General features: G+C 58.8%; 10 protein-coding genes. 3 read left to right on the top strand and 7 right to left on the bottom strand.

From position 1 onward, the window contains the following. Positions 1-13: 13 nt before the first annotated feature. From ATC00_RS21060 to ATC00_RS21030, 7 genes are all read right to left on the bottom strand, one after another. Positions 14-907 carry a hypothetical protein gene (locus tag ATC00_RS21060; protein ID WP_064254253.1) on the bottom strand — a complete coding sequence of 298 codons (894 nt, stop codon included), beginning with the start codon at positions 905-907 and terminating at the stop codon, positions 14-16. Positions 908-974: 67 nt separating this feature from the next. Then, the gene (locus tag ATC00_RS21055) at positions 975-2,465 is read right to left on the bottom strand and encodes a hypothetical protein (protein ID WP_064254252.1); all 1,491 of its coding nucleotides are present in this window, start codon (positions 2,463-2,465) and stop codon (positions 975-977) included. A 29-nt stretch (positions 2,466-2,494) separates the two neighbouring features. Then, the gene (locus ATC00_RS21050) at positions 2,495-3,421 is read right to left on the bottom strand and encodes a sulfotransferase family protein (RefSeq protein ID WP_064254367.1); all 927 of its coding nucleotides are present in this window, start codon (positions 3,419-3,421) and stop codon (positions 2,495-2,497) included. Positions 3,422-3,818: 397 nt separating this feature from the next. Continuing rightward, on the bottom strand, positions 3,819-5,090 hold the full coding sequence (locus ATC00_RS21045; protein WP_412458410.1) for an O-antigen ligase family protein: 1,272 nt from the start codon (positions 5,088-5,090) through the stop codon (positions 3,819-3,821). Positions 5,091-5,120: 30 nt separating this feature from the next. Continuing rightward, positions 5,121-6,311 (bottom strand): glycosyltransferase family 4 protein, encoded by a 1,191-nt coding sequence (locus ATC00_RS21040; RefSeq protein ID WP_064254250.1) that lies wholly within the window; start codon positions 6,309-6,311, stop codon positions 5,121-5,123. Positions 6,312-6,473: 162 nt separating this feature from the next. Beyond that, positions 6,474-8,474 (bottom strand): polysaccharide biosynthesis tyrosine autokinase, encoded by a 2,001-nt coding sequence (locus tag ATC00_RS21035; RefSeq protein WP_064254366.1) that lies wholly within the window; start codon positions 8,472-8,474, stop codon positions 6,474-6,476. 189 nt (positions 8,475-8,663) lie between these two features. Then, positions 8,664-8,861, bottom strand: a complete 198-nt coding sequence (locus tag ATC00_RS21030) for a hypothetical protein (protein ID WP_064254249.1) — start codon at positions 8,859-8,861, stop codon at positions 8,664-8,666. Here ATC00_RS21030 and ATC00_RS21025 point away from each other — a divergent pair. The 3 genes from ATC00_RS21025 (at position 8,860) to ATC00_RS21015 (ending at position 12,338) form a co-directional block, all read left to right on the top strand. Then, positions 8,860-9,774, top strand: a complete 915-nt coding sequence (locus ATC00_RS21025) for a methionyl-tRNA formyltransferase (protein ID WP_064254248.1) — start codon at positions 8,860-8,862, stop codon at positions 9,772-9,774. The two genes, ATC00_RS21030 and ATC00_RS21025, sit on opposite strands and share 2 nt — an antisense overlap. A gap of 189 nt (positions 9,775-9,963) precedes the next feature. After that, positions 9,964-11,697, top strand: a complete 1,734-nt coding sequence (locus ATC00_RS21020) for a sensor histidine kinase (RefSeq protein WP_161951935.1) — start codon at positions 9,964-9,966, stop codon at positions 11,695-11,697. Then, positions 11,658-12,338 carry a response regulator transcription factor gene (locus ATC00_RS21015; RefSeq protein WP_064254246.1) on the top strand — a complete coding sequence of 227 codons (681 nt, stop codon included), beginning with the start codon at positions 11,658-11,660 and terminating at the stop codon, positions 12,336-12,338. Before ATC00_RS21020 ends, ATC00_RS21015 begins: the two co-directional genes overlap by 40 nt. Positions 12,339-12,378: the final 40 nt, after the last annotated feature.

Here is a 12,378-nt window from a genome sequence, read left to right as displayed (position 1 = left end):
CTCGCCCGCTACGCTATTGGTGCCCGATCGATAACTCTCCGATAGCCGTCCGCAGTTGCGGGCAGCGGAAATCCAGCACGAGCCTCTCGATCTCCGACCCCCCGCCCACGCGCTCCAGTGCGGTAAATGATCCGACCCGGTTCAGCTCAAACAAGGTCGCAGCGTTTTCGCCAGCGCGATTGGTGCGGCCGACAATGAGCAAGGCGCCAGGACCGCGGAGATAGGCGTGAATATTCCCGATGGCGATAATAATCTGATCCGGAGAAAAGTAACCTTTGTTCAGAATGTTGGCGGCGCGTATCATGTCGAACCGCCGGATAAAGCGCTCCGACCGACACATGATGTCATTTTCAACAAAAACGATCGCACCATTCGAGGGCAACGACCGGGTAATCATTCGCACTGGTCTGCTCACACCCGCGCTTATGCGTGATCGCAGGCGTGCCTTTAGCATGCTGCGGCCAAGCATGAGCGGAATGAATGCAAGCGTCACGTAATCCAGTCTTCGGATCCACGGACGGATCGCTATACCCCGCAGGTCATACTGCAATGGCCAGCCCTCCGGATCGCAAAAGACTCTGAACCCCGGAAACAATTCAACGATATGGGCCTCGATGAAGAGATCGGTTGCGGTGATGCTGGCAGCACTGCCGCAATCACCCAGGAATTTGGCGAGTTCCACGGTTGTCAGCCCGGTGGAAACGCCCACGTCGAGAACCTCGCGAAGCGAGCCTGCCCGCTCCTCGACATGGGGTCGGAAGGCGACCTCCAGCTCCTGGAAGCGTGATGGCTGGGTCAGCTTGAAAGTGCCGTTTCGCATCTTGAGCTTGGCGAAGAAGGCAGACTCCAAGACCACATCGGTCGTATCCGCGCCCGATGAATAGAACTCGCTGGCACTCAGGTTCATGGCCCCCTCAACCCTGCTGCATGTCTTACCCCTAGATCGACAATGATTTAGGGAAGTCTAAGGTAGCTCATTGCGGATCCGGAAGCGGCCGGACATCGCTGCCTCCCGGATCGCCGGCCATGAAGTGGAGAAACTCTTCGAGGTTCGACCACCCGTCACCATCCATGTCCTGCTGACCATCGTCGGCCTTTGCCGGATCGAGGCCGTATTTCACCTCCCAATCATCTGAAATGCCGTCCATGTCCCCGTCCTGGTATGGCGTTCCAGCATCAAGGTCGGGCCATCCGCCAACATCCCGCGGATCCGTTTTCAGCAGTCGCCCGCCGCGACTTTTTACATCCTCGACGATGCGCCGATCCGCCTCGTCGCGCTCAGGCTTTGTGGCACCTGCGTTCGCCAGGACTTCGTCATAGGCGACCATAGGCAGGGAGGCGCGGATCGTCGGCGCCTCGAACGGCGCCTTTACAACAAACTGTCTTTGATCCTCGGCTAGAACAAAGCTGTCATCCTGGTCAGGCGCAGTACGATAGGGTTCGTCGTAGTTGTCCTTGACATAGATCGAGTGTCCGAGACCGCTTTCGGTAAAGAGATGCACCAGGTGGTCGTTGCGCAACTTCCGTCCTGCGATCTTGTAGTTGCCCACCACATTGGCCTGAATATGCGTCCATTCATCGCCAAAGCTCACGACATATTGCCACTCTGGCGAGAAGAGAACATTGTTCACAACATCCGCCACTGCACCGGGGAGTTTCATCTTTATCTGCGGATTTCTGAACCTCCCGAATGCAAAGAGCGAATGGTGCACCGAAACGCTGCCGCCTTTGGTGAACAACATGTTGCGAGCACGATTGTTTTTCCCCGGGCCGCCTTTCAGGAGCGGTTCACTGGCAATTCCCCATTGCCAGGTGAAATTGCTGGCGTCTTCCGAATCGACCGTCTCGTCCGATCCCCAGCTGGCGGAGATATGATCGAGCATGATGTCACTTGCCGCCTCCGAGTACATTCCGAGACCGCCAGAACAACAAGCCTTGCGCGTATGCGGACCAGGGCGAAGGCGAATGTGCCTTATGATCACGTCGTTGGTCCAAATTTCAATCGAAGGTCGAATTTGTGTTTCACCGTTGCGGATGGCGACCCCGCCGCCCGGGGCCGTCTCTCCGGCAATCGTCAAGTACGGATTTCGGACCACCAGCGACTTCTCACGCAGCGTAATCGTGCCGCCCGTGCGGAAAATGCAAACGCGTGGCCCGGACGCTTCGACGCAATCACGCAGAGATCCTGGGCCTGCCTCGTCCGTGTTTAGAACGTAGATCACCTTGCCGCCTCGGCCTCCGACGGCACCGGCGCCGAAGCCTTCGGCCGTCGGAAAGGCGCGCTGCCGACCGTCCGGAAGCTTCGGTGAAAGAGGTTCCTGCACTGCCGTTGCAGCCTCGGCCTCTCGCACCGGCCCGGTCCACAATAGAAGGATTAGCCCTGCCAACGTCAGCGGAGCCACGACAAAGGCGGAGCCGTGCCATTGTCGAGCCCTTCGCGGAACAACTGAACGCGCAGCCAGCATAGGTTTTCCCCCGCTCCTGCAGGCGATGCTTAAAGATAGCCATAGCGTCTGAGCATCCAGCCGCACAACCGCTCGAACGAGACCTGCTGACCGGCCGGCATCCGGGCCCGCCAAGACTCGTCTCGCGTGAGTGCGACAGATCCATTCATGCGCAGCCGGTTGCCCGCGACCTGGTGCCCTGGACCGACCGGCTCGCCATTCTGCAGAGAAGAGCCGATTTGGTGGAGGTCAAGCTCGAGAAACGCCCCGATCTCCCGCATGATGGCGACGGGGTCCGAGACAAAATCCTCATACCTCACACGCAACACTTTATCCGGGCCGAGCTTCCGCGAGAGATACTCGACCGCAAGATTGACTATGCTCCACCGCAACGCCGTTCTGAACACCGATTTTGGCCGGATCTCCTTCTGCAATCCCGAGTTCGCGTCACGCGCATAGGGTTTCAGCAATGACCAGGCCACTCCGCGCCCGTCACGCACCATGTGAATGACCCGCATGTCAATTCCCGGTATCTGCGCAAGCGCCATCGCCCTTCCCGGCAATTTCGAAGAATCGACGATGACGTGCTTGCCGGAACAGGACAGCATCGCGTTCATCAGGCGCTCCGTATGAAGCGCATAGGTCGCAAATTGCTTGCCGAAACTGCGCCCGGGAACCATCCTTGCAAGTACGGGCAGACCCTCGAATTTTTCTTGAAGGCCGCAATAATCCGACATGAGTGTCGAATCCGAGTTCGCGAGCCATTCTTGGCAAACGGTGCTCCAGAAACGGCAGTCCCGAATCCGATTGCCGCAGGCACAGTATTCGTTGTTACGCCAAACATGCCGGGTGAGCGACGTTATCTCCCCCGCCCCCAACACGGCATCGTGCTGCCCCAGCGCAATGTCGAGTATGGTGGTCCCGCTGCGTCCGTAACCTGCGATGTAAGCAATACGAGCGGCCTGCGAGGGCATCATCATAGCCTTTCATAAGAGCGGCTGCTTGAGCTTGCCTTCAATTCTGCTTGCACGCGTCGCGGCCGGCTGCGCATTCCCACCAGCGGATGCGATCGACTACATTCTTCTAGCCGCGGACGTCAGCACGCGCCGACCAGTTATTTCCAAATTCATGCGGGGGAATTGGCCGCTCTCGTTCGACAAAACAAGTGAAGCAAAGAATATATGATAATGCATGCACGCCTGATTAGCAACCCGGCCGTATTTACTGCGGATCGGCGTTGAACGTACTTCCTCTTGAACTATTCACCGACTATTTATTCCACATAAAAACGCGTCGCGTGAATAGATATGATGCGACGCAGATGGGCGACTGATTGCTTGAACGAGAAAGCCCTCGGGGCCAAGTTCCGAGCTGTCAAAGTTTTGCTGCCTGGCGGAATTGCGAGAGGCTTAGTCCGCAGCACAAGAAAATCGGGATGGTCCAATACCGCGCATACATATGCGGATTGAATAGAGCAATCGTGAGAAAAACGACAATGGTCGTCGTCATCGCTGCTAGCGCCCGCTTATCTCCCCCGGCCTTTCTGAGGGTAAATCCATGCAGCAGGCCGACTGCCGAAAACATGATCCAGCCCATGAGCGCAAGCAATCCGCCTTCGACCCAGAGGAGAAGATAAAGATTGTGAACAGGAGCAGTTTGTACACTTCTCACCCGGAACTGGTCTGCGCCCAATCCCACGAACGCAATCTGCCTATCGGATATGGTCTGGAGTGCTTCCTCGATCAGTGCGGCTCTCGAAACAAATGTTCCCGCTTCAGATATGTCGCCGGAGGAAAGCGCGCCCAACACACGCGTCTGAAATGTCTTGGGCAACAGGTCCTTGCTTCCAAATCCCGCTACAACCGCAACAAGCATGCCGCCGGCAAGCGCCAACCGTAGCAACAACTTGGGTGTGGAAAGGAACGCCGTGAAGACAGCCAGGCAAAGCAACGTTACGAATAGACCGCTATTCGAGCTGGTAAGTATCACCGTACCTATAAATACCGCTATTACAGGTAAGGCGACGTATGACTTGATCCGGCCAGTCGCCCATAAAAAGAGCGGAATTGGCAGCGTCAGAGCATTCATTGCCGCAGCCAAGTTCGGGTTTCGAAGGACTGTAGCCAAACGCCGTCCACCGGTCACGACGCCCTTTCCTTCCCCAGGCACATAGCCAACCGTGTAGAAGGTAATGATGCCGTGAATATCAATGAGAACCATGCTGAGCAGGAAAATGGCCGCCAGACGATAGGCTACCCTGGGCTCATCTCGGATCAGAATGAACATCAGGAATACGTAGGCGAACAAATACTGTGCCGTCACAATCAGCCCGCGTTCGGGGCTGTCATGCAACAGGCTGCCGACCATTAGCCCGACGAACAAGAGTGTGAACGCGATAAGCCAAAGCGGCGTTGCTTCGCCGAGCGGCTTGCTCCAGATCCGCCCGGTTATGAAAAGAAGAGAAAGACTGAGGCAGAAAAAGAAATCGCTGAGGGTAAAGAAAAGCTCGGAAAACCGCAGTGTCGCATAGGGCGCTAGAAACACGCCCATGTAGAGGACAGCACGTTCGATTGCAGGCAAGGCCGGCGCGCGCAGATGGCTGTCGGAATGAACGTGACGTGTCGTTGTTTTGCCGATGTCTGACACTGTCGCCTCGCGTCGCATATCGCTGCTCCGTCACCGGGTATGGGCCTGCCTTCGGTCAGCATTCCTTCCAGGCAGCAAATCGTCGTAGACGGCCATGATTGCGTGGACGTGGCGTTCGATGCTGAAGCGGGCGCGTGCTTCGTTGCGAGCCGTTTCCACGATGTGCGCAAGATAGCTGGAGTCGCCGAACAGTTTTAAGCAAGCGCTTGCGAATTGAGCCGGATCGTCCGGGCGAACGAGCATGCCCGTTTCGCCGTCCTCTACAACCTCGGGATTGCCCCCTGAGTCTGCTGCGATAACAGGCGTGCCGAGCAGCATCGCTTCGACAAGCGTCCTTCCGAGCGGTTCATTCACCGCCGTCACCAGAAGGGCATCCAAGCCTGCGATCCAAGGTTCGCTCGGATAGCGGAAACCCATGAAATGAATGCGGTCGCTGACGCCAAGGGCTTGCGCGCGCGATCTTGCGGCGTCGTCAAGTCCGTTCAGTGCGTTGCCCAGGAACAGCCCGGCGAATTCGACATTCGGCTCCAGCCGCTTTAGAGCCGCAAGCACCTCGACGAAAAGGATCGGCCGCTTGCGATCGACCAAGGTTCCTACATATCCGAGGAGCTTCGTTTCCGGCGAGCATCCGATCGCGGCTATGACGCTTCTTCGACTATCTTCCCGCCCGACTCCTGTCGCTTTCATGACGTCGAATGGACTGTGAACGACACTGCATTTGGCCGCAGCGGAAAAAAATCCCGGGCGCGGCGAGGCAAATTTCGAAACGGCGACGAGACGGTTCGGAAGCCACGGCGCGATGCGCCGCAATCCGAAGGAAGTCGCGTCGCCACGGTGGTGCCAGAGGTGCTTCGATCCGGCCAATCGCGCTGCAAGACCCCACATGAGATGTGCGCGACCGTCATTGGTGTGCACGATCGCGACGTTTCTGGAACGCAAATATCTGACAAGCGCAGGAAGAGTGCGGGCGACGTTGAGTGCCGCCGTGCCGTTGCGCGCACCGGCCCGCTGCAGGCGGTTCAAAACGGGCGCCCGTTCAAAGTCGATACCTTCGCGGCGAAACAGTTCCGCCACCGGCCCCTCGGTATCGTGGAGGACAACGAGCGGCGCAAACAACGGTTTCGGAAGATTTCGTATCAGTCCAAGGGCGGACAGGTGGCTGCCGCCTATGAAATCCCCGATGAAGGGAAAGCACACGGTCCGCGGCTCCCCGTTGCTCATGTTGGAGCTCTCCCCTCTGCAACCAACGCTAGGCCCGGGACCGACCTGAGATCGAAGTAAAAACTCGGCCCAGCCTGTTCAGACGATCTCCTCCGACAAGCGAGCCTTGCTGGATCTCAGCAAGCGCGATACGAACGCCAGCCCAGAGTTCCGGAATCCGAATTACACCATCTTCGACGGAGAACTGGGCGCGGCTCTGACCGAAAGGACGGACGAGGTATTCGCTTCCTTGACCGGGCGGTCGGCGATTGCTGCATTTCCGCGGGAGCGGCTCCTGATCCATCCACCTGCCGGAAAACGCCTCGAGGTTATCACATAGCCTCCGTATCGGTGGCGTCTATGAATTTCAGGATTGACTTGATTAATTGCGGTGCCGATCAGTGGCGCATGGTTCATTCGAAGCTGGGAAACGGCCACCAACAATTGATCCTCGGTTGTCTCGCCCCAGGACACCATCAGGATGACCCCGTCGACAAAGGGTGCGAGCCAAGTCGCATCGCCCGAGCTGAGGACCGGCGGGGCGTGAAGCACAATGAAATCATACCCGCTCTGCCTGAGCGCCTGGATCAGTTCACATAGCTTGTCGGAGTCGATGAGTCTGAACGGCTCCGTCATTGCCAGCGTCGCGTCGAGATAACCTAGGCCCGGCAAGGTCGGAATCGTCTGCACGACATCGGCGAGGGTCGCTTCATTGTTGAGATAGCGCTCGAGGAGTTCGGGTGAGCGCCCCATGCTCTTCAAAAAGGGAATGCTGTGCTGATGGAAGTCCAGGTTCACGAATGCGGTGGGGCGGCCGTCCGCCGCCGCCGCCGTTGCAATTCCCCACGCAGTCGATGCGTTTGCAATGTTGTGACGGCATGAGGTGACCATCACGACGCGATGCAGCTGCTTGGCCTCCGAGAAGCGGGACGCCATATAGATCGAACGCTCCGCTTCGGCCGATGTCACATTGCTCCAGTCCGGTATGCATGACGATCGCTTGGTGCCGTGCGACGAAAAATGTTTCGGGATTTTCGGCACATAGCCCAAGTTGGGAATTCTCAGGAGTTCGGCGGTGCGCTGGCCGCTGCGGATTCGCGTATCAGTCGCCTCGAACAGGAGGGCGAGCAAGAAGGCCAACAACGTCGACCCGGCAAATGTCGCCGGAACAATGATGCTTGCCTTGGGAAAGGATGGTGAATTCGGGAGTTCCGCCGCCGATACAATCCGGGCGCTCGGCTTCAGCGATTCCGCCTCAAGGTCCAACAAGATGCGCCGAACCTCCTCTTCGATCATGCTGCGTACGCCCGCGATTTGCGAATCTGCATCGATCATCTGGGGGTGGTTCTTGCCGAACTTCGCCGCGATCTCCGCTTTGCTCTGCAGCAATCGGGCTTCTTCTGCCCGCAATGTGACCAGAAGCGGCTGCGTCATGCTCTGCCGAAGGAACCCCACGGCGCCGCCCGTATTGATGGCCCGCTGCTTGTCGGCGATCCGCTCGTCCTGCTTGAATTCGAGCGAGGATTCGACGTACAGCTTGGCAATCGTATTGGCGATTTCCTGAGCGAGCCTAGGACTGGGATTCGATACGGTAATTCTTACCGCAAGGCTCTCTCCGGTCCGGCTGACATTGAGCTGGGGCAGCAGTGTCGAGATTGCGCGGTCCCGTTGAGCCTTCAGATCCGGCAGAGTTCTGACCGGATAGGGCGACTGTTCGATTCCGATTATTCCCTGTAAGTACGCAAGAAGTCCGCCACCGATGTTTTGCGGCTGTTTGGCCTGGCGAGCATAGGGATTGAAGTTGGGATTGTTGATGAGCTTCAATCTGTCGACCACGCGGCCGGCAAATTGTCTGGACTGCAAGACATCCATCTCGGTTTCTGCCGCAGAGCGATCACGGTCGACGGTCGTCAAAGCAGCGTCAGTAGCAAACGGTCGAACGTCTTTCCGCTCGAGCACCACTTCAGAACTGGCCGTGTAGGTTTTCGGCAGCGTGAATGATGCTACCGCAGAGAGCAAAGTGCACCCGACAATTACTGTCGCAAGGAGCCGCATGCGCCGTTTGACCAGAGCCCAAGCATCGAGCAGGCCTACCGAATTCCCATTGCGCTGAACGGCAAGTTCAACGCTTTCTCGGTAGTGGGAGCGAGCAGAGAGGCTGCCATTAGAAACGAACGTCGTCATGGAAACCATCTTAAGCAACAATTTTCGCTATCGCGCCAGATTAGTGAAATGTTTAGTAGGGTGCAATAATTTAGTTTCGCCCCATCGCCACCTGTAGTTTCGGAAGCGACGTATATCTTGTTCAATCGCTTCATCTTTTAGCCATTTCTTGGCGCGAATGCGACGGGTCACCAATTCTGAAACGCCGCTTCATCCGAGGGCAAGGGCGGCCGCCTTCTCCTTTTCGCGGCGCAAATCCAAGGTGCTGTCGCGGCGGACTGGCTGGTTCCTGCACTGGACATCATGGTCGTCCTTGGAGTTCAATACGGCCAGCATCGCATCACATCGTTCGTTGCCGCCGGGAAATGACATCCCGCGCTCGTCGATAGTCGACGGTTGTTGGATCATGCGTATCGTTTTCGTCGGTGCCGTGGAGAGCTCCGTAATCGCTCTCGAAGCGCTCATAAGAATGGGGTGCGCTCCCACGCTCGTTGTCACCCTGCCGCCTGAGCTGGCCGGGCGCCACTCCGATTTTGCCGATTTGGGGGCAATGGGACGCACCGCCGGTTGCGCCATTCGCTACACGGCGGACATCAATCACCCGGACGTCCTGGAGGCGATGACGTCGGTCGAGCCCGATCTCACCTTCGTCATTGGCTGGTCGCAGGTCTGCCGGCAGCCGTTTCGAGATCTCGCGCGCTTGGGGACGATCGGGTTCCATCCTGCCGCCTTGCCGCGCCTGCGCGGTCGCGCGGTCATTCCCTGGACGATATTGCGCGGCGAGGAAGTGACCGGATCAACGCTGTTCTGGCTCGATGAAGGCATCGATTCCGGCCCAGTCTTGCTTCAGCGGCTGTTCGCCGTCGCGGCCGACGAAACCGCTCGGAGCCTCTATGCCAAGCACACAACGAACTTGCGCGAAATGGTGGTCGAGGCGGTTACGCTCGTTGAGACGGACAATCCCCCACGGATCGAGCAGGATGACGACCAGGCGAGCTATTGTGCGAAGCGAACCGCCGAAGACGGCCTGATCGACTGGAATGCTTCTGCCGGCTCGGTACTCCGGCTTATCCGTGCAGTCGGCGACCCCTATCCCGGTGCATTCTCCTTCTACGACGGCGAGAGGATCCGTATCGACGCAGCCTTGGAGTTCGAAAAAGCCGGCCGTTACATCGGTCTGGTGGGACAGGTTCAATGCTATTCGAAGCGCGGCTTCGTCGTTCTATGCGGCGACGGTGCGTGCATCGAGGTGCTGGCCTGGGCTTCCCCGACTGGCAGCCGCCCGGCGGTACACGGCAGATTCCATCCACACGCCTCTTAGACAGCAATCGCGAGCGGCGCCGGCCCAGTCGAGGCGGCTGTCGTCTCGAAAGCCAGAAAGTCCGCAACAAATCTGGCCTTTGGGAATGCAATTCGACATAATTCCCTCCAGCCTGCCGAAGCGCCGGGCGTTAATCGCCTGCCTGAAGAGAGGACCTTGGCGGTGAAGTACTGGGCCTCCGCGATTTCCATGGTGCGGGCCGAAAACCGGTTGGCCACGGCGACCAATCGACAGACTTGGATCAATACATTCCGGGCTCGCTCGGATGCGGTTATCGCCATCGCTCGCATCGTTCTGGCGATCGGCAGCCTGTGGATTACGTGGCTCGATGCCGCCATTTGGCCCCCTCGCTCGCAGCTCGTCTTTTGGCTGCTCATCGCCTATTTCGTCTACGCCATCGCTGCAGCCCATTTCGTATGGAGGGCCAAGGTCCATCGGGTCCGCGGGACCTTCGTGCGACATATCATCGACGTCGCCACTTTGATTGCCCTGGCGTTGCTTACAGGCCGGGTGTCTGGCCCGGTCTTCATGCTCATGCCATTCGTCCAGTTGACAGCAACGCTGCACTGGCTCTGGCGGGGCGCCTTGTGGACCGGTTCCATCGGCGTGGCTATCCTCGCATATCTGGCGCTTTCGAACACAGTCTGGCCGTTCAACTCGGACGTCGACGCGGCAGTCGCGCTGTCGTTCATTCTCTTCCTGCTGACGGCAACGGTTCTTCTCACATGGCTCGGGACTCATCAGGAGGCGGTGCGATCCGAGTTGTTGCGGTTGGTCGAGCGGACGCCCGGCGCGCCCGACGGCCGCGAATGGCCCGCCGAGGCGGCGCTGGCTTATGCCGCGCAGGTGATGCGCGTCGGCCGCGCGCTGCTGATCTGGAGTGACGGTGACGAACCCTGGACCCATCTGGCGATATGGGAGAACGGCGCATGCAAGGTGAGGCACTTGTCGCCGACCGCTTATCTGCCGTGGACACCCGAAGCACTGCAGCATGCAAGTCTCCTGATCATCGACGCGCGACGATCACGAGCCCTCATACATCGCGGCGAGGGACGTTTCGATCGATGGCGCGGAGACGAGATGCCAACGTCCCCCGCCCTCGTCGCCGAATTCTCGATTGCTTCGGCGATTTCGGTTCAGTTCCACGCGAGCGATGTCGAGGCGCGCCTGTTTCTCCTCGATCCGCCAGCCCTGACACTTGACGATGTGGCAATGGCGGAGATCGTCGCTGACCGATTGAAGACACTCTTCGAGCAAGCAATATTGTTGCGCCGTCTCAGCGATGCCGCCGCCCTTGAGGAGCGCATCAAGATTGGACGAGATATACACGATGGCGTGCTGCAGACCCTGGCCGGCATGGCCTTGCAGCTACAAAGCCTACGCTCCTCGAAGGCCGAACCCGAGGAGATCGACAGGCGTCTGATGGCCTTGCAGGCCATGCTTTCCGAAGAACAGAGAGAGCTCCGCGCTCTCATTCGCGCGCTTGAACCGGGATCTGACCAAGGCGGCGCGAGGGAGTCTCCACTGGTGGTGCGATTGGAAGCGCTGGCCAAACGCTTGCGGCAGCAATGGTCGATTGACTTTCGCTTCCTTGTGGAACCGAAAGATCTTCGCTTGCCGTCGGCGATCATCGGCGAGCTGACGCGGATGATTGCGGAGGCGACGGCCAACGCTGCACGCCATGGGCATGCGAGAACGCTCGAGGCCCGACTCCGGCTCGAGGGCGGGACGGTGATCCTCACTGTGGACGACGACGGAACGGGCTTCGGCTTTGACCGGCGGCTCGAGCATGCGGAACTGGAGAGCAGCAAAGTCGGTCCGCGAAGCCTGCGTGAGCGTGTGGCGACCTGGGGAGGAGAACTCTCGATCGACAAGGTGGAGCAATGGACCCGGTTAACCATCAAGATACCGGCCCATCCGTGAGCCCGCGTATCCTTGTCGTCGACGACCACCTGATCGTCCTGGACGGTTTGCGCCGTTTGATTGACGCCGAGCCGGGTTGGCAAGTGGCTGCAACATGCAAAACGGCTGCTGAGGCGATCGAAATCGTCTCGACCCGGCCGGTCGATCTGGTCGTCGCCGACCTGCGGATGCCCGAAATGAACGGCCTGGATCTCATTCGTCGCCTTCACGGCGACCGGCCGGGACTCGCCTGCGTCCTTCTGACCGCCGATATCAGCGAGCAGGAACTTGCCGAGGCGATGCGGCTTGGTGTGCGCGGCATCGTTCTTAAGGAACAGGCGCCGAGTGCCCTTGTCGAGTGCATTCGGGCGGTGATGGCCGGCCGAACCTCTGTCGTAGATCAAGGTTTGAGTGCGGAGATTGATCGAATTCGGGAACGAGACATAGAACGCCGCTCGGTTCTGCAGAAACTGACCCCGCGCGAACTCGAGATTTCCCGCCTCGCGGCCGCAGGTTTGCGCAGCCGCGAAATAGCCGTGCGGCTTGGAATAGCCCCCGGCACCGTCAAACTTCACCTTCATAGCGTCTACAGCAAGCTCGACATCACGACTCGCGTGGAGCTCGCCAATATTTTCCAGCGGCTACAGCTTGGTTCGAATTGAGCATCAAGGGCCGCCACCGAGGCAGGCACGCGGCGCCGCA

Origin of the sequence: Sinorhizobium americanum (genome assembly GCF_001651855.1) — a bacterium.
Lineage (GTDB): Bacteria > Pseudomonadota > Alphaproteobacteria > Rhizobiales > Rhizobiaceae > Sinorhizobium > Sinorhizobium americanum.
Note: the sequence above shows the minus strand (reverse complement) of the source record. Positions and strands in the feature narration are given on the sequence as shown.

What these genes read in the sequence shown, in the direction of transcription:
- ATC00_RS21060 (WP_064254253.1), bottom strand. Translation starts at nt 907, where the DNA reads ATGAACCTGAGTGCCAGCGAGTTCTATTCATCGGGCGCGGATACGACC.
- ATC00_RS21055 (WP_064254252.1), bottom strand. Translation starts at nt 2,465, where the DNA reads ATGCTGGCTGCGCGTTCAGTTGTTCCGCGAAGGGCTCGACAATGGCAC.
- ATC00_RS21050 (WP_064254367.1), bottom strand. Translation starts at nt 3,421, where the DNA reads ATGATGCCCTCGCAGGCCGCTCGTATTGCTTACATCGCAGGTTACGGA.
- ATC00_RS21040 (WP_064254250.1), bottom strand. Translation starts at nt 6,311, where the DNA reads ATGAGCAACGGGGAGCCGCGGACCGTGTGCTTTCCCTTCATCGGGGAT.
- ATC00_RS21035 (WP_064254366.1), bottom strand. Translation starts at nt 8,474, where the DNA reads ATGACGACGTTCGTTTCTAATGGCAGCCTCTCTGCTCGCTCCCACTAC.
- ATC00_RS21025 (WP_064254248.1), top strand. Translation starts at nt 8,860, where the DNA reads ATGCGTATCGTTTTCGTCGGTGCCGTGGAGAGCTCCGTAATCGCTCTC.
- ATC00_RS21030 (WP_064254249.1), bottom strand. Translation starts at nt 8,861, where the DNA reads ATGATCCAACAACCGTCGACTATCGACGAGCGCGGGATGTCATTTCCC.
- ATC00_RS21020 (WP_161951935.1), top strand. Translation starts at nt 9,964, where the DNA reads ATGGTGCGGGCCGAAAACCGGTTGGCCACGGCGACCAATCGACAGACT.
- ATC00_RS21015 (WP_064254246.1), top strand. Translation starts at nt 11,658, where the DNA reads ATGGACCCGGTTAACCATCAAGATACCGGCCCATCCGTGAGCCCGCGT.